Origin of the sequence: Leuconostoc falkenbergense (genome assembly GCF_045801155.1) — a bacterium.
Lineage (GTDB): Bacteria > Bacillota > Bacilli > Lactobacillales > Lactobacillaceae > Leuconostoc > Leuconostoc falkenbergense.
The window spans coordinates 103,661-128,545 of record NZ_CP174386.1 but is presented as its reverse complement, the minus strand read 5'-3'; the positions used below and the strand labels follow the sequence as shown (position 1 = coordinate 128,545).

Sequence of the window (24,885 nt, the reverse complement as noted above, 5' to 3'; positions counted from 1 at the left end):
AATTAGAAAGTCACATAAAAAAACATCACAACATTAGGAAGTCAAAAATCCATGTTGTGATGTTTTTTACTGGTTGGCTCAACTACTGCTTACGGGCTGGAAAAGTAACGTGAGCCATGGGAGGATACCAACCCGTATTTAATTTGTGATTACTTACGTGGATTACCAGAAGTAGTCAATTTGTTTGAAGTAACACTCAATTTAGCGTACAAATCGTTGACAGGCGCATTTGTCCATCCCTTAACACGACCATTGACCAATTGTACATCAATGTTAGTGTAAGTAGGAATTGTGTAAGCTTCTTTATCAACAACTAACTTTTGGAAGGCCTTGATATTCTTAATCAAGCTTGCATCAGAAGTTGAATTCTGTGTGTCAGTCAAATTCTTAGTCAAAGCAGCTGATGTGACATGTCCAAAGTTATAAGCAGCGTTCTTGCTCCAAAGTTGGTCAAATGTTGGTACTGTACCTTCACCCCAACCACCATCAGTGATATCCCAATCATTGTTCTTTGCTGACAAAACAATTGACTGCCAAGTAGCTGCATCAACTAACTTGTCTTGATAAAGCTTAACTTCAATACCGGCTGCTTTCCATGCAGCGATGTAAGCTTTTGCTTCAGACTCAGCTGTTGAACGACCTGAACGAGCTAAGTAAGTCAACGTTAGGCGCTTGCCATCTTTAGCGTAGTAGCCATCAGAATCTTTCTTATAACCTGCCTTTTCCAACAAGCTACCAGCTTTCTTGATGTCACCGTTAGCTTTTGCTTGATAGCCCTTGACATTCTTATCATAGAACAACTTCTTAGTTTCTGACTTTGAAACTAATGTGTTGGTTGTCACACGTAGGCCGTTACCATACTTAGCAACAACCGCACCGACGTTTTGTGCATACCCAACTGCCTTACGAACGTTAGCATCTTGCAATGGCGTTGAACGATCTTGAATACTTGTTCCCTTAGAATCTGCGTGTCCTAAGTTAAAGTAAAGTTCCCAATATCCTGCATCAGCTTGACCAGTAGCAGCATATCCCTTGGCATTGTTATACTTTGACAACACTGGTGTGTTACCATTCTTCCACAATGTAGCTGGCGCTGTTGTCACAATATCAAACTTTTGCTTTGATAAGTCATTTTCAAGCTTTGACTGATCTTGGTTAACATAGTAAGTGATTGTCTTCAACTTAGCTTGTTTGCCCCAGTAATCACTGTTACGCACATACTTAACTGTTGAGTCTGAAGAAACAGATGATACTTTAAATGGTCCAAACGACAAAGGCGTCTTTGTAACCTTTTTAGACGTGTCAATGGTCTTGGCACTCACATCTTTCAGATCATGATATGGCAAAGCATAGGCTGGCACACCGTCACCCCAGTTAACAGCAGCTGGTAGACTTGTATAAGATACTGTCAACTTCTTGCCATCTTCACCATCATCAAACTTGATACCTGAAATTGACTTTGACTTACCATTTTGGAAATCTGTCAAACCCTTAATCTTGGTATAGGCTTCAGTAAAGTTACCTGAAGCCACTGTGTTAGTGGACAAGGTTTCAAGTGAAAATTCAACATCTTTGGCAGTGACAGCTTTACCATCCGACCACTTCAAGTTATCTCTCAATGTAATCGTGACAGTTTTGGCATCTTTGTCAACTTTTAATTTAGCTGGACCACTACTGATAATCTTCCCGTTCTTGTCGGTGTAGAACAAACTGTTATTACCAGCTGGTTGTAGTTGCTGTTGAGCAGCCGCCCACTGTGCGAATTCCGTATACCCAGCAAATGTGATTGGCGAAGCAGCTTGTCCAGGATAAGTAACTGTTAAATTACCGCCCTTAATCGCTGCCTTTGAGTTAGTATAGTCACCCTTAAATGAACCAACATTGACTGCCTTAGGTGTCGCGTCATTATTGGACGTTGCTGACAATGCTGCCCAACCACCTCCTACAACAACAGCTAGGCCAACAACGCCAAAGCCAATTTTTGCACCTGTGCTTACCATATATATTCTCCCTTTTTGTGTTTCTTCATTGGAATGTTCTTTTTCAAAACACTCATCATGTTAAGCAATATATCACTTATCTATTTTACTGTCAACATCATTTTCTCATTTTTATATTATTATTTTAAGAAACCGATTGTCGTTGGTCACTTGCACGCCGTGCAACTTGACCCAGAATAACAACGCCAACCGTCAAAATAATCAACACAATGGTTTCTGGCAACCATAACCACCACTGCGTATAGATAGTTGAAGCTGAGTTCTGACTTAACACAGTCAACATCATTCCAATTGAGTTAGTCCCTTGTTTTAAACCAAAACCAAGGAACGTCAAACTCGTCTCAATACCAATTGAAGTAGCCAATGTTAATGCAAAATCAGAGATAATTGTTGGTGAAATATTCGGGAAAATACCGGTAAAGAGTATTTTATACCAAGGTGTTCCTGAAATTTTTGCTGCATCAACATAATCACGATTAACTTCAGATAACGTTAATGTTCGAACCAAACGCACGCTTGCTGGCCAACTTGTTAGCCCCAAAATCAATATTAAATTCCAAATCGACAGGCCCTTGGCTGTCGAAAAAATAATTGCTAAGATCATGATAAGTGGCATAATCAACCAGAAATCAATAATACGCATTGACAACCAATCTATCCAACCACCAAAATAACCTATAATCATACCAGCAACAACTGAAATAAATGTAATAATGATTGCAACACCAAAACCAATAATAATTGAATTTTTAGCTGAAGCAATTAGCGTTAAAATAAAGTCAGCACCAGAATCCGTTGTGCCTAAGATATGGCCACCACTCATAGGTGGTAAATTAGCATTCAAAATATCACTCATAGTCCCAATGTTACTTGGCACAAAGAATTGACCAATGACTATAAATAAGAATAATGCAATTAACAAGACAACCGTCACTAACGCTAAATTATCTTTTTCAAGTTCACGCCAGAAATTTTTAATAAAGCGTGCACCAAACCGTTGTTTTTTCATTTTAGTTTCCATGGTTCACTCCTTATTTCACTCGAATACGCGGATCAACCCAAGCTGAAATAACATCAGATAGTAAGCCACCCAACAATGCTAAGAATCCTTGCAATAACATAACTGCTGTGATGACTGTATAATCACGGCTAGTCAGAGCTTGGACGAATAATGCACCAATACCGGGATAACCAAAGATTGTTTCAGCAAACATTGCACCACCCAAAACACCAGTAATTGAATAACCAATTCCCGATGCAATTGGCAAAAAGGCGTTCCGCAAGATATGTTTTCTAAAGACATCCTTAATTGTGACACCTTTGGCACGTGCAGTTCTAACATAATCTTGTGCTTGTTGGTCTAACAAGTTTGATCTCAAATATTGGAAAATACCGTTCGTACTGAACAAGGCAATCGTGAATGCAGGTAAAAATGCATAACGCAAATTACTGAAAAAACTCGTCGTAAAACTCTGAGAGTCATCTATTCCTGTACCTGAAGCTGGGAAAATTGGAATCAAGTAAACAAACAAAATCATCATCAAAAAATAAAAAACAAAGGATGGTACTGCTGAGGTAATTGTGTTCCATACCATCAAAAGGCTGTCAATTGTTTTGTTTTCATGTCGTGCTGATAATAAAGCTTCAGAGATTGCAAAAACATAAGTTAATATCGCTGCAATAATTCCCATTGAAATGGTTGGCCAAAGACGTGAAGCAATAATTCGCGTTACGGTCCAGCCTTTGTTAACAGCGTATGAAGTGCCTAAATCACCGTGAAAAACACGATCAATCCAGTGAATATATTGCTGATAGAGTGGTTGGTCCAAGCCAGCTGCATGTCGCATACGCGCAATAGTTGCTGGGTCAGAGTTAGGATTTAAGTTACCATAAAATGGATCACCAGGCATTAACTGCGCCAACATAAAAATCAGTATTGAAACCAAAAATAACTGAGGAATCATAATCAAGACACGTCGTAAAATCGTTCGCCACATAATTAAGCCTCTCCTTTCTTAAGTGCCGCAGAATGGGTCGGCGTAATTTGTTTCAAGTCATACGCTCGTGCCCGTAAGCCATCCTGCTCATAATATGCAGCTTGATTTTCAGCAAATTCAGCTTCAACTCGTTTTCGATAAGCGCGGTTAGCATCACGTTTGCTAACATCTAGACTCGGAATTGCGGATAGTAGTCGTTTTGTATAAATATGGCGTGGATCATTGAAAATGTCTTCCGTCGTACCCAATTCTACAAAACGCCCATTATGCATAATTGCAATGTTATCCGTCATGTACTTCACAACACCTAAATCATGGGAAATAAATAAGAAACTAATGCCGAAGTCACGTTGTATTTTTTTCATGAAGTTCAAAACTTGCGCTTGAACTGATAAATCTAACGCCGAAACTGGTTCATCTGCCACAATTAACCGTGGATTGGTTGCTAAGGCACGTGCCACACCAATACGTTGGCGTTGACCACCGGAAAACTGGAACGGATATTGCGTCACAGTTCGTGCTGGCAAACCCACAATTTCTAATAATTCTAATACACGTTTATCAATAGCATCTTGATCAAATGAACGTTTATCTCCCGCACCCGCGCCAATTGCGTTAGGCACCCCAAAGCTTTTCAAAGGTTCAGCGATGATTTCTCCAATAGAACGGCGTGGGTTCAGACTAGATTGACTATCTTGAAACACCATTTGAACATCTTTGTTATAATTTAATTTCTTTTTTTGCTTGATCGTTGTTGCTTCCTCGCCATCAAACAAAATTGTGCCACTAGTGGGATCTTCTAATCCTACCAATGATTTGCCAATCGTCGTTTTGCCTGAGCCCGATTCACCAACTAACCCGTATGTTTGTCCTGCTTTAATGGAAAATGATACATCATCAACAGCCTTAATGTTATCCGTTACACGATTAAAGAAACCAGAACGTACCGGATAATAGACTTTCAAATTTTCAATTCTAATTAGGTCGCTCATACCTGATTTTCTCCCTCGGTAACGTCATTAAATTCAAAATTCTGCCATGCTGTGCCACGAACGTAATGATGATCCCCAACTTTTTGTAATTCATCTTTTACGGTGGCATTCACTACTGCTTCATCTAACCAAGGAACACGTTGCAAAAACAAATCCTTGCTGTGATCCATATCTTTTAGCGCTGGCACCGTACCCGGAATAGCATATAGTGTTTCTCCGGAATCAACATCTGAAGGATCAGCTCGCAATAATGAACGTGTGTAAGGATGTTTAGGATGATTAAACAGTTCATCAACACCGGCTTTTTCAACAATCTGACCCGCATACATAACCGCAACAGTGTCAGCCATTTCAGCCACAACACCTAAATCATGGGTAATAAGTAATATACCAGCATTCTTTTTTTGCTGAATTTCTTTAATCAAATCCAAAATTTGTGCTTGAATTGTAACGTCCAAAGCGGTTGTCGGTTCGTCAGCAATTATCAAATCTGGCTCGTTAGCCAAAGCAATTGCAATCATCACACGTTGACGCATACCACCAGAAAGGGCATGTGGATATTGCTGCGCAACACGCTTGGCATCGACAATACCAACATCATCAAGTAATGCCAACACGCGATTCGAAACTTGTTGCGTGTGTTTGTCATGAACAGTCATAGCTTCCGCAATTTGATCGCCAATCTTCATGAGGGGATTTAAACTGGATAGTGGATCTTGAAAAATCATACCGACCGAAACACCACGATACTGATCGAATTGTCGTTCAGTCAAACCGATCAACTCATCTCCATGCAGCTTGATTGACCCAGTGACTTTTGTCTGATCAGGATTATGAAGCCCCATGACACTCATCGCAAACGTCGATTTGCCCGATCCTGATTCACCCACAAGCGCTAGAACTTCACCATGATTAATAGATAAATTAACTTTATGTAATGCTTTTTGATATTCACCGGCAATCTTAAATTCTACCGAAACATCTTGAGCATCTAACAATTTTTCTGCCATGTTACTCTTCCTTAATTTTAACCTGGGTAATATTATATCACGCATATCTAATATTTGTACATGATTTAGAAATCAAAAAAACATATTTCTCATATAAATGTCATTATAATACAGAAAAAAGGCTATCTCCTAAATGGTAAAGAAACTACTAAAAATATGACAATAAAAAAGCACAGGCTCATAAAAGAGCGCTGTACCTTTAATCATGCTTAAATGATAAATTTATTTTTCAGAAATTGAAGCAATACCTGGTAATTCCTTACCTTCGAGGTATTCAAGTGATGCACCACCACCTGTTGAAATATGCGTCAATTTGTCAGCAACACCCAATTGTTGTACTGCGGCAGTTGAGTCACCACCACCAACAATGGTTGTACCACCATTTTCAGTTACCTTAACCAATTCTTCACCAATTGCCAATGTACCCTTGGCGAAGTTAGGCATTTCGAACACACCCATTGGGCCGTTCCAAACAACTGTCTTAGCGTCTGACAAAGTGTCTTGCAACAGCTTAACTGACTTAGGACCAATATCAAGTCCCATGTAACCATCAGGAATACCAGCTGTGGCATCAACAACTTCTGTCTTGGCATCATTTGAAAATGCGTCAGCAGCAATTGAATCAACTGGCAAAACCAACTTGTCCCCAGCTTCAGCCATCAATTCCTTAGCCAATTCAACTTTATCGGCTTCAAATAATGAGTTACCAATCTTTTCACCCTTAGCAGCATCAAATGTGTAAGCCATACCACCACCAACAATAACCTTGTCGGCTTTAGACAATAGTGACTTCACAATCTCAATCTTATCAGAAACTTTTGCACCACCAATGATAGCAACAAATGGACGAACTGGGTTAGCAACAGCGTCACCCAAGAACTTGATTTCTTTTTCCATCAAGAACCCAGCGGCTGCTTGTGAAACGTTTGAAGCGATACCGACGTTTGAAGCGTGGGCACGATGTGCTGTTCCAAAGGCGTCGTTGATGAACAAATCATCACCCAATGATGCCCAATACTTGCCCAACTCTGGGTTGTTCTTTGATTCGTTTTTGACTTCAACGCCGTCAACAACGTCCTCAAAACGTGTGTTTTCAACCATCAAAACTTCGCCATCTTGCAAAGCATTAATTGCTGATTCTAATTCTGCACCGCGTGTAAATGGTACGAACTTAACGTCTTTGCCCAACAATTCACCCAATCGCGCAGCAACTGGTGCCAATGACAATTCTTTTTTATCATCTTCAGACTTAATACGTCCCAAGTGTGAAAACAAAATTGCACGACCGTTGTGTTCCAACACGTATTTGATTGTTGGCAATGCTGCCACAATGCGGTTATCGTTTCCGATAACGCCTGCTTTGATAGGCACGTTGAAATCAACGCGCATCAATACTTTCTTACCTGAAAGTTCCAAATCTGAAACAGTCAATTTAGCCATGATAGCCTCCAATTTTTTATTGTTACAAATTCTATTATAAAACAAAACGCTTTAATTGTCTTGCTTGGTGTGTGAAAAATTGCACGATGATAACTATTTTCGGGATTCATGATTGATGACATGCACTTTTTGCCCAGGTAAACCAGACATTTTCAGGGTTATTGCGTCTTGTGGTTTAACCCAAATTGCCTCAATTGGATGATGTTTATTCTTTAAAATAGCAGACACTTCTTTCAAAATGCGACCATTCTTATCAGTCACATCATTAAATAATGTCAATTTGGTTTTTTGTGGCGCAAAGTCAATTGAACGACCAAGCTGAGTCACATTGTACTGATTATCGACATGTTGATTACCGACATCTGCGATATAATCACTCTGTCGCCGAAATTTTTGTCCAAAAGCCACGACTAAGTTACAATGCCCATCAGCATAAAAATCTTGAACAACCACTTCGTTATTGCCAAGATAAAAATCAGATTGCAATAGTTCCCCATCACTAAAATACTGTTTAGCAAACAAGCGGCCGTCACGTCGATAAATATCTTTATAGTCAATTTTGCCGTCGCCATCATACCATGTCACAGCTTGTACTAGTCGCTTAGAATGACTAAACCACCTCACTTTTGCCAACTCACGACCACAGCTCATGATACTTTTAGTGCCATCTTGATTGATGATGATTTGGCTTTCATTTGGCACAGTTAAATCTGACCACCAAATACCTTTTGTGTCATCGATTGTTGAAAAATATTGTTGCCCGTACATGTCAAACACCTTATCAGGTGGCAATCCCATTTTTTTAATGAGATAAACAGCATCTTCATGAGGCGTGGCAACCCATAATTCATCACTATGACCGAGTTTCACTTGTTCGATTTGCCAAGCAATACCATCTAATTGCGTAATCGATAAAGAATTGATAATTTCAATTTTCATGACAGCACCTCAACAACACGTGCCCATTGATCAGCTATTCTTTTGACTTGAAAGTTTTCAGCAGTCAATGCAGCACCCTCCGATAATGCATCATAATCTGTAAAAATAAGTCTCATTGCTGCTGACAAGTGAGTAATATTGGCAGCTTCATTTTTGTTATGACGATCAAATTCTGCTAAATGGCCGTTTTTACCATCTTTAATCAACAATTGTGCACCGTACAAATTAGCATAGGACGCAACTGGTAGTGCTGCTCCCAACGCTTCCATGTAGGTCAAACCGAAACCCTCCGAATAAGACGCGGAAACATAGGCGTCATAGTTCAGCAGCTCGCGTGTAATCGACTGACTCAATCCCTTTAAAGTGATTTTGTCATTCAAATGGTAGTCGTTAATGAGCTGTTTTAATTTTTCTTCTTCATTTCCCGTACCATATATTGACAAAGTGGCAGCAAAGCCGTCTTGATTAAGTTGCGCAATCGACTCAATAATGTGCGCTATCTTTTTTTCTGGGTGTAGTCGTGAAACCGTGACGAATTTTGCGACATTACCAGCCCATTTTTTGGGCGCCGCAATTTGATTAACACCACCGACTGGAATCGCTATTATTTTATGAGAATCAACTGGGAAACCGCTATCACGCAATTGTGACAACATATCCTTTTGCTGTAAAGTTGTCGCGACAATTACCCTGTCAATATCATCTAAATGATCAAACATATATTGATAATAGTTATTCCATAATGGCCGACCATTTTGATAGGAAACCAAATGAGCTGCATGCACAATGTCAATGATTTTCAACTGATATCCTCGGTGCTTCAAAGTAATAAGTGCTTCCTCATTGTCAGTACCACGATCAACAAAATAAAAATTATTAGCAAATTCACGTTGCAATTCTAACAAAAAAAATACGAGCAATTCTTCAAAAGTCGCAAACAAATAATCCCGACCACGAAATTGCGAGACATGAATGTTGGTCATGATTTTACCCAGTGATTCAGAATAACGATAATGCCAAGTCACACGATGTTGCCCATTTTCTAAAATGACACGGTCGTCCCCAACCAAATAAACATTTTTCTTGCTATCAAACCGTTTATTTTTTAATATTGTCGCTTGATAATGACCGGTTGTTTGTTGATTTACCAATCTTTGGGTATCAACAAAATCCACTAAAACGTGCTGTTGGTAAACGTTTGTGTCATTTAATCCGTTTTTCAAATAATCTGTTGGCTCATCACTTAATAAATAATCATACAGACCGATAACTTCATTTTCCTTTAAATGCCATTCCTTCATGTGTTCATGAAGCTGCGGTAGATAATCAGTGTAAATCAATTTGAAAGCCATGTTTTTTTCACGGAAGCATTGGGCTCGATAAAATTGCGCGTGTTCAACACCGCTATTACCATGTCCAATTCTTTTATTCATAAAAAAATTCATCATTGACACCTCTTACTAGGCCATTCTTATCATGACAATTATATACAAAAAAAGGAACTTTCCCAAGTTCCTTTAGCAATTGCCCCTGCTGGATTCGAACCAGCGCATGTCGGTACCAAAAACCGATGCCTTACCGCTTGGCGAAGGGGCAATAGTTAATTTATTTTGCCGTTAACTATTAAATCGGCAATGGGAGCGGTAGGATTCGAACCTACGAACCCGAAGGAACGGAGTTACAGTCCGTCGCGTTTAGCCAGACTTCGCTACACTCCCATATCTCAAACAACTATATTATAATACCAGAAAATGAGAATGATAGCAAGCAATTTTGACATAAAAGACAAAAAAACGATGTTTTGCTATATTTTCACTCATTAACTAATCAAAACATACAATTATTTGAGCATAAATCATATTATTACAGTATTCTACAGAACAGTTATCACCAAATTTGGACACGCTTATCTGGCGCCAACCACATACCATCAGTTTCTTTAACATCAAATGTTGTGAAAAAGTCGTCAAAATTTTTCAATTGTACATTAACGCGCGCCTTAGCAGGACCATGCGGATCCATTGCCGCTAACAACTGCATATACTCAGGACGTGCTTTCATACGCCAAATAGCAGCCCAATTAGTAAAGAATGCTTCAGATGAAAAATCCTCATCTCGTTTGGCAGCGGCCAGAGCAGCAGCTAAGCCACCCAAATCAGCCACGTTTTCTGACACCGTTAACTTTCCATTCACCTTGGCGCCGTATGAATCCAAGCCATCAAATTGATCAACAACTTGCTGTGTACGTTCTTTGAAGGCAGCATAATCTGCATCAGTCCACCAATTATTTAAACTACCAAATTCATCAAATGACGCACCATTGGTATCAAAAGCATGAGAAATTTCATGAGCAATCACTGCGCCGATACCACCATAATTAGCTGATGAAGATTGATTTAAGCTATAAAATGGTGCTTGTAAAATGGCCGCCGGAAAGAAAATTTGATTTTGTTGCGGATCATAGTAAGCGTTGACCAAGTGTGCTGGCATTTGCCATTCATTTTCATCAACTGGTTGATGCCATTGTTGCCAAGCATGGGCAATCTCAATTTGCCTAAATTTAGCTGCAGACTCAAACAATGTGGCACCTTCATCAACTGTCTTTTGAGCCAAACGATCTGGCAGCTTATCAGGATAACCAATATGAGGCACAATTGCGTTAAGTTTGATAATTGCTTTGTCCCGTGTCGCCTGCGTCAACCAAGTAACGTTTTGCAAACGATTTTTATAGACATCAATCATCGTCGCTGCCTTTGATTCAACGTCCGCTTTTGCCTCCGGCGAAAATTTCTCATGTGCATAATACATACCAATCGCTTGGCTAAATGGGGCTTCTGCCAAGTAAAAAGCTGCTTTCTCGGTACTTTTAGCTTCAGGCAAGCCTTGTAAAGCTCTCGAGTAAGCGCCACCCAAGACACGCAAATCATCACTCAACAAATCAGTGTACTCATTAGCAACGTTTATTAGCAGATAATCTTTCAATAATGGCCATGCGTCCTCAGAATAAAATTGATTTGCAGAAGCCCAAAAACGTTCTGCAGGTACAATGATTTCATCCGGTATCTGTCCAATCAAGGATTTGATAATATCATTTAGTGGCAACTCAGACGCTTGTTCAACAAAATTTTCCCATTGATAAGGGTGATACAATTTGGCATATTCGTTTTGTTCCTCTCGACTCAACGAAACACTTGCAATTTTGGCGTCCAAAGCAATGTAATTGTCAATCATTGTTTCCGCTTCATCACTTGAAAAACCAAACTGAGGCAATAATGTCATTTGCTGTTCACGAAACTTTGCTAGTAATACTTTAGCTTGGTCATTATCGGGGGTGTAATATGTCGTGTCTGGCAATAATAATGGTAAGCTGCCAGCCCACAAAACATTTAGTTTCGCATTCTTAAAATCCGGTTCAATTCCAAACGGCAATGCGTCGGGTAATCCTTTTTGCTCAAGTTCAGCAATATGAGATGCAAAATCAGCAAACGATTGATATCCTTTATATTGCGCCAGCAAAGGCAATACTGGCGCGACACCAATTTTATCACGTGTTTGTGTATCGGCCGTCAAACGATGATAAGCAATAAACTGTTGCAATATATCATCCTCTGGTATATTCTCACCATTTTGCCATTCATTGGTCGTTGACAACAACCAATTTTCGATGCCAACGGCTAAATCATTAAAGCCACCAGTTGACGGTTTATCAGCTGGTATTTCAGCTGTTTTAGCCCACTCACCGTTAATTGCATCATAAAAATCATCTTGTAATCTTGTCATTCCAATTCTCATTTCTTTTTCTTAATTAACTAATAAATATTATACACTTTTGACTTTTGTTTACAAAAAAGCCGACCAATAAAGGCCGGCTAATCTATGTTTACTTTTGTTGCTGCTTATATTGCTCTGCTTCTTCCGGCGTAGCCAAGACAAAATGTCCTGGATTAACTTCAATCATGCTACGTTCTTTGCCATCAGTTTCAATGGTTGTATCATAATCAACGTGTTGCCTCAAATTTTCAGCTTCAGGATCTGGTACTGGAATAGCTGATAACAGACTCTTTGTATAAGGATGTAGTGGATGATTATAAACGGCATCTGAAGTACCAATTTCTAATAACTTACCCCAATGCATCACACCAATACGGTCTGAAATATATTTCACCATTGACAAATCATGCGCAATAAACAGATATGTCAATGAATGCTTTTTCTGCAATTCTTTCATTAAATTGACAACTTGTGCTTGAATTGAAACATCCAAAGCAGAAATAGGTTCATCCGCAATGATAAACTTTGGATCAACAGCTAACGCGCGTGCAATTCCAATTCGCTGCCTCTGACCACCAGAAAATTCATGTGGGTACCTCGTGGCGTGATCTTTGTTTAAGCCAACTAAATCAAGTAATTCCTGAACTTTAGCGTTTCGTTCATCTTTTGATTTTGCCAAATGGTTGATATCAATTCCTTCGGCAATGATATCACGTACTTTCATTCGCCCATTCAAACTAGCTTGTGGATCTTGAAAAATCATTTGCGCGTTTTTACGGAAATTAGATAACTCTTTACCCTTAAGTTTGGTAATATCTTCACCATCAAAGGTCATAGTGCCACCATTTGGTTCGTATAGCTTCAAAATGGTACGGCCAATTGTCGTCTTACCTGAACCGGACTCACCCACAAGACCAAACACTTCACCTTCATAGATATCAAAACTAACATGGTCAATAGCACGTACTTCATTGGCTTTTCCCTTGTTAAAGTACAATTGTAAATCATTCAGCTCAACCAATTTTTTTGGTGTTTCTTCAGTCATGATTAAGCCTCCTGTCCTTGTAATTCTTCCCATCGTGCCCAACGCTTCAAAATCTGTGCAGGTGGCGTCACTTTAGGTGCTCGCTCATCAAGTAACCAAGTAGCGGCATAATGTGTATCACTAATTTTAAAGAACGGTGGTTCTTCTTTACTGTCAATTGCAAGTGCATACGAATTTCGTGGTGCAAAAGCATCGCCCAATGGTGGCTCTAACAAGTCAGGTGGCGTACCAGGAATAGCCTGTAATGAGCCTTCCGCCGTATCCGTGGTAGGCATTGAATTTAATAGCCCCCAAGTGTACGGATGTTGTGGATTAAAGAAAATCTCATCAACCGTGCCATATTCGACGATTTTACCAGCATACATGACAGCCACACGATCAGCCATACCCGCCACAACACCCAAATCATGGGTAATGAAAATAATTGAAGAATTAGACTGCTTTTGTAATTGCTTCATTAAATTTAAAATTTGTGCTTGAATCGTAACATCCAAAGCGGTTGTTGGCTCATCAGCTATCAAAATTTCAGGATCAGCAGCCAAAGCAATTGCAATAACAGCACGCTGTCTCATACCACCAGACCATTGGTGAGGGTAATCGTTAATATGTTCTTCAGCGTTAGGAATACCAACGCCCTTCATCAATTCCAAAGCACGAGCCAAAGCATCTTTTTCACTCAACTCTTGATGTTTAATTAATGGTTCAGCAATTTGCTGACCAATCTTCATCGTTGGATCTAAACTAGTCATCGGATCTTGGAATATCATAGCAATTTCATTACCACGAACATGTTGCCACTCTTCTTCTGACAATTCCAACAAATTTTTGTCTTTGAACAAAAGACGACTATTCTCAGGAATTACAGCGTTTTTGGCATTTAGACCCATCAATGTCTTGGTTGTGACTGACTTTCCTGACCCAGACTCACCAACAATTGCCAAAGTTTCGCCTTGATTCAAATCAAATGACACGTCTCTAATGGCCTGCACCGTACCAGCATAGGTATTGAAATTGACGTGCAAATTTTCAACTCTTAATATAGGATTACTCATAAGTACTTGCACCTCTTAATCTTCACTAGCACGTGGGTCAAAGGCATCTCGTAAGCCATCACCCAGCAAGATAAACGCCAACGAAATCAATACCAACACACCAGAAGGAATCAAAACCTGGTATGGGTAGAATTGCAACATGCTTTGAGCATCAGAAATCAATGAACCAAGAGAAGCCGTTGGTGGCTTAACACCCAAGTTAATGGCAGACAAGACGGCTTCAAACATGATTGCACTTGGTACTGTCATCATGATTTGAACAATAATTGTACCAGCCATATTGGGAATCAAATGCTTAATCGCAATTTTAGTTGAACTTTCACCAAGAGATTTGGCAGCCAAGACATAATCACGTTCTTTCAACGAGAGTGTCATGTTGCGCACTTGTCGTGCCATACTTAGCCAACCAGTAATCGCAATCGCAATAATGATTGATGTGACACCGTTACCCAGCAACAAACCAAACATAGTTACAACAATCAAATTGGGCACCGAGGAAAGAATTTCAATGATACGCTGCATGACAACGTCAACCCAGCCACCTTTCCAACCGGAGAACACACCATAAGTAACGCCAATCAACAAATCAATAAATGTTGCTGAAATCGCGACTAACAATGAGATACGAAGACCCACGATAACACGTTTTCCTAGTGAACGTCCAATGTTGTCAGTTCCCAAAATGAAGTTTTGTTTAACATTATTATTTTTGTAAGGATCAGTAGTATCCGTAGCACCTGGTTCTTTCAGCTTACCGTCCCACCCTGGAATTGGTAAACCTGAGTTTGGTGGTAAGTTTTTATATTTACCAACGTTATCAGAATCAAAAGCGTTGGCTTTGTTTTGCGTCACAAAGAAATTTGATATTAATGCGAAGCCGAGAATAAACACTAAGAACCAAAGTGAAATCACAGCTAATTTATTTAATTTTAATCGACGCCAAGCATCTTGCCAAAATGACAAGGCAGGCTTAGAAATATGTTCGTTGGCTTCGGAGTTTTGTGCGCCAACGATGACAAAGTCTTCTGTATTTGCAGCCATCATGAGCCTCCTTATTGCAACCGAACACGTGGATCAACAATTGCCGTCAAGATGTCCGTAATCAAAATCATAACCATCAGCATCAATGCATATACGATAGTTGTTCCCATGATTACTGGGAAATCTTTAGTTGGAATTGAAGAAACGAATTGTTGCCCGATACCTGGAATTGAGAAAATATTTTCAATCAATGTGGAACCGGTTAACAAACCAGCCGCCATTGGTCCAATCAATGTTAATACAGGAATCATAGAGTTACGGTAGGCATGTTTATTAACAACTTCTTTTTCACTAAGACCTTTAGCGCGAGCTAATTGTACGTAGTCAGAACTCAATGCTTCAATCATTTCTGAACGAACAAACCGTGTCACAACAGCCGCTGGTGTCACAGCCAAAGCCAATGTTGGCAAGACTGACTGTGAAAATGAGTCTCCCCAGCCGGAAACTGGGAACAAAGGCCACTTGAATCCAAACAGGTACAAAAAGATAATACCTAATATGAAACTTGGTACGGAAATACCAAGAGTCGAAACAACACCCAAGAGACCATCAATTTTGTTATTTTTATTGCGTGCTGATGCGGCACCCATGAGCAAACCAGCAATAACGCCTACAACCAAAGCTTGCGCGCCAAGTTGTGCAGAGATTGGCAAACGCTGACCAATCAACATGCTAACACTTTGGTTCTGGTATTGGAACGACGTTCCAAAATCGCCACGAAAGGCGTTTACTAAATAATGAAGATATTGTTGCCAAAGCGGCAAATCCAATCCGTATGCTTTGTTCAATTGGGCGATCATTTGTGGCGTTAGCTTAGGGTTATTGAACGGTGTTCCAGGCATAATTTGCATCAGGAAAAAAGTTGCAGTAATCACTAAGAATAACGTGAAAATTAAAAGCGCCAATCGCTTTAAAATGTATTTCACCATAGTCTTGACTTCCTAATAAATAAGAATTGACATATGTCAATTCTCATTTTTAATTAAATGTAGTTTAATTCTATCATAAATTACTTACTTACGGTAGGCGTATTTGAAATCAATGTTCAAGCCAGTTGTGTTAGTGATAATACCCTTAACACTTGGGCGAGCCAATGAATATCCTGCACGGAAGTACAATGGGTTGAAGTTAGCATCCTTATACAATGCAGCTTCAGCAGTCTTATAATCTGAATCACGGGCTGCATCATTCAAAGCATCTGTTGTTTCTGCCTTGTTGACAGCTGCAGTGTAGGCACTGTTCTTGAATTGACCATTGTTGTATGATGCACCATTCTTAAACAAATCATAGAATGTTGAGCCTTCTGGATAGTCACCACCCCAAAATGAGACAACAGCTTCAAAGTTTTGCGTTTGAGAATCTGACAAACGTTGCTTGAATGGCACAAACTTTTCTTCAACTTTCAAACCAGGCAAAGCTTTTTGCAATGAGCCTTGTAGATAATCCAATGTCGTCTTGGCAGCAGAACTGTCAGCATCAGAAGTGATTGTCAAAGTCATCTTTGTTTCGCCAACTTCTTTCAAACCTTCAGCGAACAACTTAGCAGCTGCTTTAGCATCATACTTATAGCCAGGTGCTGCGTACTTAGCCAAATCTTCACCTGATGCAGTCTTAGCCAAGCCTTGTGGTGCCAAACCAGTAGCTGGTGTTGAAATACCTGATGTTACTTGATCAACCAATTCTTTACGGTTAGTTGCAAGGTTCAAAGCTTGACGGATCTTTGTGTTAGCCAAGAACTTGTTCTTACCAGTTTGGTTATATTCGATATAGGCTGTCGTTGCTTCAGGAACCTTCACCTTATCCTTATTGCTCTTGTTAGCAGCATATAGTTCAGGTGTTGAGATTGAAGCACGATCTAACTTGCCTTGCTTGTATAATTGGACAGCCGTTTCTGGCTTTTTAACAACAGAATAGTCAATTTCTTTTGTCTTAACACTCTTGGCATCCCAATAGTTATCATTTTTCACTAACTTAAAGCTGTTGTTAGTACCATTCCATCCTTCAAACTTATAAGGACCAGAATATAGCTGCTTTGCAGAAGTTGTACCATACTTCTTGCCTTGCTTTTCAACAAAGCTTTGCTTTTGTGGCATGAAATTAGCAAATGTCAACAAATAGTTAAATTGTGGCATTGCGCGTTCAAGCTTGAACGTAATAACATTGCCCTTTGCTGAGACACCCAAAGTGCTAACTTTAGCTTTACCAGCAGTAATGGCATCAGCATTTTTCACACCCGAGGCAAGATAAGAATATTGTGATGCTGTCTTTGGATCAACAATACGTTGCCATGAATAAACAAAATCTTTGGCTGTCAAAGATGAACCATCAGACCACTTCAAACCACTCCGTAGAGTTGCTGTATAAGTCAAACCATCTTTTGAAACTTTAACTGACTTAGCCAATTCAGGAACAGCCTTACCTTTAGCATTGACACGTAACAAGTTAGCGCCTGTATTACCAATAACTGTTCCAGAATAAGTATCTGTATTCTTTGAGATATCCAATGTTTGGATTTCTGTTGGGAAAGAAAACTTAAGTGCATTTGATGATCCATTCGAACCACCCCAGAGGCCAGCGGCGCGTGTTCCGCCACCTACCACAACGACAACGGCTGCGCCGATTGCCCATTTCTTCCATGTATCCATGTTAATATATCCTCCCGATATACTTTTTTGCTAACAATGCTATTAGTTTACCATGTGCATTTCTCATTTGCAATTCATTTTGTTATCTTTTAAGATTTTACTGCGATTTAACGTATAATATAACGTTTATAGTAGAAATGCACTGGCAATCCGAACCTTATTTGGTCTAATTAGCCTAATTAGCGTCAATTCTCTCTCATCAATTTAAGCTAACTTACTATCAAACCATCTTGCGATTAAGGACAATCCGTAATTTAGTAAGAAATAAATTAGGGTAATCACAATCAACACAGGAATGATATACGTTGAATTCTGTGCATAGATAATTTGACCACGATAAGTCATTTCTGACAAGACAATTCCCATTGCCAAACTCGTATCCTTAACCAATGATATTAACTGTGAAATAATTGGTGGAATCATCTTCTTGTAAGCTTGTGGCAATACAATGTAAAACATTGTTTGCAAGTTAGAAAGACCGTTGGCACGTGCACCTTCAAACTGACCTTTATCAATTGATTCAAGTCCACCACGAACAATTTCAGCCAACATTGAAGACTCAAATGTACTCATAGCAACAACCGTAGCCCAAAATATTGGCAAGTGAATTCCTAACTTTGGTAAAGCAAAGTAAACAAAGAAAATAATCAATAGCAAAGGCAAGTTACGGATAATATTATTAATTGTCGCAACAAACTTTGAAAAATACGGTAATCTCTCAAATTGAATAATACCGATCACCGAACCTGCAATGAAACTTAAAATAACTGAAATAACTGAGACACCAACTGTAATGCCTAAACCACCCAACAAATATTGGACGTTCTGTGGTGTAAAGGCGTCAAAAATTCCTAATGTAACCATAAAGTCCTCCTTAAGCCGCGTGCTTTAGTTTACGTTCAAGATGCTGCATGTAGTAACTCAATGGTAGTGTAATCACTAGATAGAAAAGCGCAACAATAATGTATGTGCCAAACGTATCAAATGTGTTAGCTGCAACCATATTACCTTGATACATCAAATCAAGACCACCGACAAAAGCCAAAATGGATGAGTTTTTTACCAAATTAATGAACTGGTTACCAAGTGATGGTAATGCTATTTTAAAGGCTTGTGGTAATACAATGTGTTGCATCGCCTGCCAGAAAGACAAACCATTGGCACGAGCACCTTCCATTTGTCCACTGTTCACTGATAAAATACCCGCGCGAACTGTTTCTGCAATAAAGGCTGATGTGTATAATGACAAAGCAATTGTCCCAGCAGTGAACCCATTCATTGGTATTAGCTTTGCAACAACCAAGAAGAAGAAGAAAGTAATAATTAATAAGGGAATGTTACGAAAGACTTGCACATAGATGTTACCAACCTTTTGTACCCATTTTTGGGGTAAAATCTGCAAAATAGCAAAGAATGTACCCAAAATCATTGAAGCAACTAGCGCAATAATACTTGATAACAACGTATACCCAAATCCCTGCAAAAATGTCGAAAAATTATTCTGTAATAAATCCATTATTTCGCCTCCAATTCATGCCAATCGAGACCCGGCACATTGCTGAACCATTTTTTAATCAATTTATTGTATACACCATTTTTCTTCAATGTAGCCAAGGCTTTATTAGTCTCTCGAATCATTGGTCCTTGATCATTATCAAAGGCAATACCATAAGGTCCGTGTGTAAATGTGCCACCAACAATTTGATAATCAGGGTTTTCAGTTGCAAAACCATATAAGATCGCATTGTCGGTTGACATTGCTTGACCTTGTCCGGCCTTTAAAGCTTGCATGCCAGTTGCATAGTCTTGAACGGCCAACAATTTCGCTTTAGGTGCGAACTTTTTAGTTTCTTCCGCAGCTGTTGTACCTACGACCACAATAATCGTGTACTTTGAATCATTCATATCCTTAATTGACTTGATGCCCGAATCCTTTTTAACTAGAATTGATTGTCCGGCATCAAAATACTGTTTTGTAAAGTCAATAATTTTTTCACGTTCTGGCGTGATAGTCATCGTGGACACAGTGCCATCAATGTTAGTGTTTTTCAAAAGTTGAATTTTTGACGATGATGAAACAGGTACAAATTCAGCAGACATTGGCACACCAGTTTGCTTGGATAATTGTACAGTCAGCGCTTTGGCAATATCAACATCAAACCCTTTAGAAATACCTGTCTTTGTATCCATCAAACCGAATAATTTGGTATCTGCTTTAACACCCCACACAATTCGGCCCAGCTTTTCAACACGAGCCAAAGTGTCCTGATGTTCTTGGTTTTTCTTAGCGGTAGCTGTTGCCCACATTAGACCGAGGACAATAACGGCAGCTAAGACGATTGTAGCAATAATGCCGAACTGTCTTTTTTTAGCTTTTTCCATAATAATGTTGCATTAAAAATTCACTGATTATTGTTGACATCCGTAACATTTTTAACACTTTTCCTCCCAATCTAAATTTTAGTGATGCTCAACTTGACTCAAGAATTGTTGCGCTCGTGGCTCAGTTGGATTATTAAAGAATGCTTCTGTTGAGCTATCTTCAAGAATTTGACCGTCAGCCATAAAGATAACACGGTCAGCAACTGCCTTAGCAAAACTCATTTCGTGTGTCACGACTAGCATGGTCATTGATGAATCTTTAGCAATATCGCGCATAACATCCAAAACATCACCAATCATTTCTGGATCCAATGCAGAAGTAGGTTCATCAAATAGAAGGGCCTTCGGTTGCATAGCTAGTGAACGTGCAATCGCAACACGTTGCTTTTGACCACCAGAAAGTTCAGAAGGCATATTAGCCGCCTTATCTGCCAAACCAACTTTTTCTAACAATGCCATTGCCATTCTCTTGTTTTCAGCTTCGTCTCTTTTTAAAACAAGACGTGGTGCTAGCATGATATTTTCAATTGTCGACTTATTATCATACAAATTAAAGTGCTGGAACACCATGCCGACATTTTTGCGAATACGGTTGATGTCAGTTTTAGGATCATGAAGGTCAAAACCGTTAACAAGTAAATGACCTTCTTGAATCTCTTCCAATCCATTAACGGCACGAATTAAAGTTGATTTTCCTGACCCAGATGGTCCAATCAAAACAACTGTTTCGCCCTCATCAATTTCCAAATTAATGTTCTTAAGCGCATGAAAATTCCCGTAATATTTCTCAACATTCTTAAATTCAATCATTGACATGACCTAATTCTCCTTTTCACTCGTTGTGATTGCCTTAAGCACTCACGATATCAAAAAAACTGGACGAACGTAGAGTTCTAGTCCAGTCTGTTCTAGTTCCATTTTACGCACATTTTGTTAATTTAGTCAAAGTTATGTCAGGTTTTATAACAAAAATATTAATTTCAACCTTTATTCAACAATAGCATCGTTGGCACCTTGCAAACGATACAAGTCATAGTAACGTCCTTTCTGTGCTAACAACGATTCATGCGTACCGCGTTCAACGACACGTCCCTCATCTAAAACAAGGATTAAGTTAGCATCCTTAATCGTCGATAGTCGGTGAGCAATAGCAATAGTTGTCCTATTTTCACGCATTTTTTTCAATGATTTTTGAATCAATGTTTCAGTCTCAGTGTCGACATTTGCCGTTGCTTCATCCAAAATTAAGATTTTAGGATCCTGCACAATAGTTCGCGCAAAACTAATTAATTGCTTTTCTCCGGCCGAAAAACCAGATCCACCTTCTTGTACTTTGGCGCTATACTGATTGTCTAATTTCTCAATGAAAGTGTTGGCACCTACAAATTCCGCAGCTTCCCTAACACGCACGTCAGAAATACTGTCATCGTACATTCGAATATTCGAAGCAATATCACCAAAAAACATAAATGGTTCTTGCAAAACTAATCCCATTTTTTGACGTAAGTTTTTCATACTAACATCTCGAATATCCTGCCCATCAATCAAGATTTCGCCACTTTGAAACTCATAAAATCGCATTAATGTATTAATTGTCGAGCTTTTTCCAGAACCTGTATGTCCTACCAAAGCAACCGTTTCACCCGGATTGGCCGTAAATGTCAGGTCCTTTAAAATTTGATGCTGACCATCATAACTGAAATTGACATGCTTAAATTCTATTTTGCCATCAGTAATATCGCCTTGCGCATTGGCATTTTGAGCAGGGGAATATGTTTCATCTGCCAAAATGCCCAAAATTCTGTAGCCAGACACCAATCCTTCTTGAAATGGACTGAACAAACTCATAATATTTTCTAACGGTCCAAAAATGTTATTTAAATAGGTAGTAAATGCATAAATTACACCAGCGGCTACCACTGTATGCATTGATAATTCACCGAAATACCAAAGAATTAAGACTGTTGCACCACCTAGTAACATATCAATCATAGGTTCGAGTAGTAAGGCATCTGCCTTAACCATTTTAAATCTGGCGTTAAAATATTCACCGTTGATTTTGGAAAACTCTTTTTTAAAGCGATCCTCTTGGTAAAACTCTTGAATCACATCAATACCAGTGATACTTTCGGCAATTTTTGCATTCAATGCCGATAACCTTTCTCGCATATGTCGAAAAAGGCTTGATGAAAACCGCTGATAAGCGATGATACTGGCAACAATAAAAGGCACAACAACTAACATAAGTAACGTCGCTTTCACGTCAACTGTCCACATACCAATGTAAGCACCAATCATACTCATTACAGCAAATGTCAATTCCATAAAGAATCGCCAAAAGTCAGTTAACGACGCTGTATCATTGTTGACACGCGTTACTAGTGAACCAGCAGGCACTTGATCGAAAAAGCGCATTCCCAGCGTATGCAATTTTTTAAAGACACGAATTCGAATATCTTCTAAAGCATATTCACCCGCCACCGAAAAATAATAGGCATTCAAAGCGTCCGTGACAGCTTGTAAAATCCGAATAACAGCTACCAATACAGCAAAACTAATTGTTATTTGCAAAGGAACGCTTGTTGTTTGGTGCAAATAGTTTGTCATATAATAAGAAATCACACGTGGTGCAGCTGCCTGTAATAATGCAAAAGCAGCACCAATTAACAACGCCCAAATGAACATTGACCGAAATGGCTTAGCCATCTTGATTAGCGTCCAAATGACATGAAGCTGTTCTTTTACTGGAATACTTTTAGCCCAAACTGATTCATTTTTTTCAGGCATTATTTTCCTCCTTCGCTGACAACTGTTCATCTAATTGAGTCGCTAACTGTTGTTGCGCATACATACGTGCGTACCAACCATTTAACGCCAACAATTCGGCATGCGTTCCACGTTCCTTGATTTGACCATCGTCAAAGACAATAATCTCATCAGCATTCATGACCGAACTAATACGATGAGCAGCAATAATAGTCGTTTTATCTTGTCGCTCTGACTTCAACGCACCCAAAATTTGTTTCTCCGTACGTGCATCAACAGCCGATAAGGCGTCATCTAATATCAAAATTTCTGGATCAACGATTAAAGCACGCGCAATGGCCAAACGTTGCTTTTGTCCACCTGATAAGCTAACACCATGTTCACCCACCTCGGTATCATATCCCTCTGGAAAACCTAAAACATCGTCGTGAAAAGCAGCTTTTTTTGCTGCCTCTTCAACTTCAACTGTTGTTTTAGTTAAATCTGCAAAGCGAATATTATCCAATACTGTTGTTGAAAACAAAAAATTTTCTTGCGCCACATAGCCAATTGCTCTCAGATAAGCTCTTAACTTATATTGCTTGATGTCAAAGCCACCCACAGTGATACTTCCTTCGTAACCGTCAAACTGACGCAGCAATAATTTAATCAATGTGGTTTTACCAGAGCCAACACGTCCAACTAATCCTAACGTTTCACCAGATTTGATTTTCAAATGAACATCAGATAAGGCAGTTGTTGTCTCATCATCAGGGTACTTAAATTCATCAATGTCTATGGCAACATCACCGTGAGCTAAACTTTCACGACCTGACTCATCTTCAACAATAGCCGATTTCTCTGCTAAAATTTCCTGTACTCGCATGTATGATGCATTCCCACGTTCCAACACATTGAATAACTGTCCCAAACCAAACATGGGCCAAACTAATAAGCCTAGATAAGTAGAAAAAGAGACCAGTTGTCCAATCGTAATCGTTTGATTCGTTACCAAAGAACCACCGTATGTCACCATGACCACATAACTAATTGTCATCACAAGTGTTGCCATTGGACCAAACATTGAATCAATTTTAGCGACCTTTTTATTAATTTCAATTGTTTTTTTGACTTCACTTGTAAAAGATGCGACGTCTTGTTGTTCTTGTCCTAAAGTTTTAATCGCTTTGATGCCTGCAATTGACTCTTGCGATTTATTAGAAAGCCGTGAAAAAGCTTCTTGCGAGGCAGTGAAAGCACGTCTAATCTTTGGTGATAAGTAACGAACACCCCAAGCTAGCAAAGGTAGTGGCAAAACGCCAATGAGTGTCAAGCGCCAATCAACGACAAAAGTCATTGAAATGACAGTGAAGATAATAATGACAATCGAATCAACTAACATCAACACACCACCAGAAGCGACGCGTTGAATTGCCGAAAGATCGTTGGTCGCATGTGCCATTAAATCTCCGGTACGGCGACGTTGATAAAAGGTTGTATCCATTTGCATATAATGATCAAATAATCGTTGCCTTAGTGTTCGTTCCAGCAAAGCAGATCCTTGAAAGATATGTGTGATCCATGCGTAACGAAAACCATACATTAAAATAGAAAACAGTAGAATACCACCACCATAAATCACTAAGCTTTGACTAGTGACTTGTCGCGCCACTAAAACATCGGTAAAGCGACCAATGAGTGCCGGTGATACCATTTGTGAAATTTCCGTCAGCAACAAAAAAGACAACCCTAAGATGTAGAGCCGCTTATTAGCCTTGAAAAACCACATTAACTTACTAAAAATACTCATTTTCTCTCCAAACTAA

Annotated in this window: 20 protein-coding genes and 2 tRNA genes; all 22 read right to left on the bottom strand. The window is 39.3% G+C overall.

The features are described from left to right. Positions 1–149: 149 nt before the first annotated feature. Positions 150–2,000, bottom strand: coding sequence for an ABC transporter substrate-binding protein (locus tag ACI3ES_RS00650; RefSeq protein WP_114667594.1), 1,851 nt, complete (start codon positions 1,998–2,000; stop codon positions 150–152). Positions 2,001–2,124: 124 nt separating this feature from the next. Next, a complete protein-coding gene (locus tag ACI3ES_RS00645) occupies positions 2,125–3,021 on the bottom strand; it encodes an ABC transporter permease (RefSeq protein WP_114667593.1) in 897 nt (298 codons plus the stop codon). 10 nt (positions 3,022–3,031) lie between these two features. Continuing rightward, positions 3,032–3,997 carry an ABC transporter permease gene (locus tag ACI3ES_RS00640; protein ID WP_317211767.1) on the bottom strand — a complete coding sequence of 322 codons (966 nt, stop codon included), beginning with the start codon at positions 3,995–3,997 and terminating at the stop codon, positions 3,032–3,034. A gap of 2 nt (positions 3,998–3,999) precedes the next feature. Further along, complete coding sequence (locus ACI3ES_RS00635) at positions 4,000–4,989, bottom strand: ATP-binding cassette domain-containing protein (protein WP_114667591.1); 990 nt, start codon at positions 4,987–4,989, stop codon at positions 4,000–4,002. Further along, complete coding sequence (locus tag ACI3ES_RS00630) at positions 4,986–5,999, bottom strand: ABC transporter ATP-binding protein (protein ID WP_114667590.1); 1,014 nt, start codon at positions 5,997–5,999, stop codon at positions 4,986–4,988. Before ACI3ES_RS00630 ends, ACI3ES_RS00635 begins: the two co-directional genes overlap by 4 nt. 222 nt (positions 6,000–6,221) lie before the next feature. Next, positions 6,222–7,439, bottom strand: a complete 1,218-nt coding sequence (locus ACI3ES_RS00625) for a phosphoglycerate kinase (protein WP_080518862.1) — start codon at positions 7,437–7,439, stop codon at positions 6,222–6,224. A gap of 93 nt (positions 7,440–7,532) precedes the next feature. Further along, positions 7,533–8,378, bottom strand: a complete 846-nt coding sequence (locus ACI3ES_RS00620) for a glycosyltransferase (RefSeq protein WP_114667589.1) — start codon at positions 8,376–8,378, stop codon at positions 7,533–7,535. Beyond that, entirely contained in the window at positions 8,375–9,823 is a 1,449-nt protein-coding gene (locus ACI3ES_RS00615) for a glycosyltransferase (protein WP_114667588.1), read from the bottom strand. Before ACI3ES_RS00615 ends, ACI3ES_RS00620 begins: the two co-directional genes overlap by 4 nt. 79 nt (positions 9,824–9,902) lie before the next feature. Beyond that, a tRNA-Gln gene (locus ACI3ES_RS00610) sits at positions 9,903–9,974 on the bottom strand. A 39-nt stretch (positions 9,975–10,013) separates the two neighbouring features. Then, a tRNA-Tyr gene (locus ACI3ES_RS00605) sits at positions 10,014–10,096 on the bottom strand. A gap of 169 nt (positions 10,097–10,265) precedes the next feature. Next, positions 10,266–12,158: a M13-type metalloendopeptidase gene (locus tag ACI3ES_RS00600; protein ID WP_114667443.1), complete on the bottom strand. Its 1,893-nt coding sequence runs from the start codon at positions 12,156–12,158 to the stop codon at positions 10,266–10,268. 100 nt (positions 12,159–12,258) lie between these two features. After that, complete coding sequence (locus tag ACI3ES_RS00595; protein ID WP_004911617.1) at positions 12,259–13,194, bottom strand: ABC transporter ATP-binding protein; 936 nt, start codon at positions 13,192–13,194, stop codon at positions 12,259–12,261. Between the two features lie 2 nt (positions 13,195–13,196). Continuing rightward, the gene (locus ACI3ES_RS00590) at positions 13,197–14,246 is read right to left on the bottom strand and encodes an ABC transporter ATP-binding protein (protein ID WP_004911614.1); all 1,050 of its coding nucleotides are present in this window, start codon (positions 14,244–14,246) and stop codon (positions 13,197–13,199) included. A 15-nt stretch (positions 14,247–14,261) separates the two neighbouring features. Further along, the gene (locus ACI3ES_RS00585) at positions 14,262–15,287 is read right to left on the bottom strand and encodes an ABC transporter permease (RefSeq protein ID WP_114667442.1); all 1,026 of its coding nucleotides are present in this window, start codon (positions 15,285–15,287) and stop codon (positions 14,262–14,264) included. Positions 15,288–15,298: 11 nt separating this feature from the next. Continuing rightward, positions 15,299–16,216 carry an ABC transporter permease gene (locus ACI3ES_RS00580; RefSeq protein WP_004911607.1) on the bottom strand — a complete coding sequence of 306 codons (918 nt, stop codon included), beginning with the start codon at positions 16,214–16,216 and terminating at the stop codon, positions 15,299–15,301. A gap of 84 nt (positions 16,217–16,300) precedes the next feature. Beyond that, the gene (locus ACI3ES_RS00575; protein WP_114667441.1) at positions 16,301–17,932 is read right to left on the bottom strand and encodes a peptide ABC transporter substrate-binding protein; all 1,632 of its coding nucleotides are present in this window, start codon (positions 17,930–17,932) and stop codon (positions 16,301–16,303) included. A gap of 204 nt (positions 17,933–18,136) precedes the next feature. Then, complete coding sequence (locus tag ACI3ES_RS00570; protein ID WP_004911601.1) at positions 18,137–18,796, bottom strand: amino acid ABC transporter permease; 660 nt, start codon at positions 18,794–18,796, stop codon at positions 18,137–18,139. 10 nt (positions 18,797–18,806) lie between these two features. Further along, positions 18,807–19,448, bottom strand: a complete 642-nt coding sequence (locus ACI3ES_RS00565; RefSeq protein ID WP_004911599.1) for an amino acid ABC transporter permease — start codon at positions 19,446–19,448, stop codon at positions 18,807–18,809. Continuing rightward, positions 19,448–20,314, bottom strand: coding sequence for a transporter substrate-binding domain-containing protein (locus tag ACI3ES_RS00560; RefSeq protein ID WP_004911596.1), 867 nt, complete (start codon positions 20,312–20,314; stop codon positions 19,448–19,450). The genes ACI3ES_RS00565 and ACI3ES_RS00560 overlap by 1 nt, the downstream gene beginning before the upstream one ends. 78 nt (positions 20,315–20,392) lie before the next feature. Continuing rightward, positions 20,393–21,130, bottom strand: a complete 738-nt coding sequence (locus ACI3ES_RS00555) for an amino acid ABC transporter ATP-binding protein (RefSeq protein ID WP_114667440.1) — start codon at positions 21,128–21,130, stop codon at positions 20,393–20,395. 171 nt (positions 21,131–21,301) lie between these two features. Continuing rightward, the gene (locus ACI3ES_RS00550) at positions 21,302–23,101 is read right to left on the bottom strand and encodes an ABC transporter ATP-binding protein (protein ID WP_114667439.1); all 1,800 of its coding nucleotides are present in this window, start codon (positions 23,099–23,101) and stop codon (positions 21,302–21,304) included. Continuing rightward, positions 23,094–24,869: an ABC transporter ATP-binding protein gene (locus ACI3ES_RS00545; RefSeq protein WP_114667438.1), complete on the bottom strand. Its 1,776-nt coding sequence runs from the start codon at positions 24,867–24,869 to the stop codon at positions 23,094–23,096. The genes ACI3ES_RS00550 and ACI3ES_RS00545 overlap by 8 nt, the downstream gene beginning before the upstream one ends. Positions 24,870–24,885: the final 16 nt, after the last annotated feature.

Coding starts and splice junctions, on each gene's coding strand:
- ACI3ES_RS00630 (WP_114667590.1), bottom strand. CDS start 5,999: ATGGCAGAAAAATTGTTAGATGCTCAAGATGTTTCGGTAGAATTTAAG.
- ACI3ES_RS00595 (WP_004911617.1), bottom strand. CDS start 13,194: ATGACTGAAGAAACACCAAAAAAATTGGTTGAGCTGAATGATTTACAA.
- ACI3ES_RS00615 (WP_114667588.1), bottom strand. CDS start 9,823: ATGAATTTTTTTATGAATAAAAGAATTGGACATGGTAATAGCGGTGTT.
- ACI3ES_RS00645 (WP_114667593.1), bottom strand. CDS start 3,021: ATGGAAACTAAAATGAAAAAACAACGGTTTGGTGCACGCTTTATTAAA.
- ACI3ES_RS00590 (WP_004911614.1), bottom strand. CDS start 14,246: ATGAGTAATCCTATATTAAGAGTTGAAAATTTGCACGTCAATTTCAAT.
- ACI3ES_RS00570 (WP_004911601.1), bottom strand. CDS start 18,796: ATGGTTACATTAGGAATTTTTGACGCCTTTACACCACAGAACGTCCAA.
- ACI3ES_RS00625 (WP_080518862.1), bottom strand. CDS start 7,439: ATGGCTAAATTGACTGTTTCAGATTTGGAACTTTCAGGTAAGAAAGTA.
- ACI3ES_RS00565 (WP_004911599.1), bottom strand. CDS start 19,448: ATGGATTTATTACAGAATAATTTTTCGACATTTTTGCAGGGATTTGGG.
- ACI3ES_RS00650 (WP_114667594.1), bottom strand. CDS start 2,000: ATGGTAAGCACAGGTGCAAAAATTGGCTTTGGCGTTGTTGGCCTAGCT.
- ACI3ES_RS00575 (WP_114667441.1), bottom strand. CDS start 17,932: ATGGATACATGGAAGAAATGGGCAATCGGCGCAGCCGTTGTCGTTGTG.
- ACI3ES_RS00600 (WP_114667443.1), bottom strand. CDS start 12,158: ATGACAAGATTACAAGATGATTTTTATGATGCAATTAACGGTGAGTGG.
- ACI3ES_RS00550 (WP_114667439.1), bottom strand. CDS start 23,101: ATGCCTGAAAAAAATGAATCAGTTTGGGCTAAAAGTATTCCAGTAAAA.
- ACI3ES_RS00560 (WP_004911596.1), bottom strand. CDS start 20,314: ATGGAAAAAGCTAAAAAAAGACAGTTCGGCATTATTGCTACAATCGTC.
- ACI3ES_RS00580 (WP_004911607.1), bottom strand. CDS start 16,216: ATGGTGAAATACATTTTAAAGCGATTGGCGCTTTTAATTTTCACGTTA.
- ACI3ES_RS00555 (WP_114667440.1), bottom strand. CDS start 21,130: ATGTCAATGATTGAATTTAAGAATGTTGAGAAATATTACGGGAATTTT.
- ACI3ES_RS00620 (WP_114667589.1), bottom strand. CDS start 8,378: ATGAAAATTGAAATTATCAATTCTTTATCGATTACGCAATTAGATGGT.
- ACI3ES_RS00585 (WP_114667442.1), bottom strand. CDS start 15,287: ATGGCTGCAAATACAGAAGACTTTGTCATCGTTGGCGCACAAAACTCC.
- ACI3ES_RS00635 (WP_114667591.1), bottom strand. CDS start 4,989: ATGAGCGACCTAATTAGAATTGAAAATTTGAAAGTCTATTATCCGGTA.
- ACI3ES_RS00640 (WP_317211767.1), bottom strand. CDS start 3,997: ATGTGGCGAACGATTTTACGACGTGTCTTGATTATGATTCCTCAGTTA.
- ACI3ES_RS00545 (WP_114667438.1), bottom strand. CDS start 24,869: ATGAGTATTTTTAGTAAGTTAATGTGGTTTTTCAAGGCTAATAAGCGG.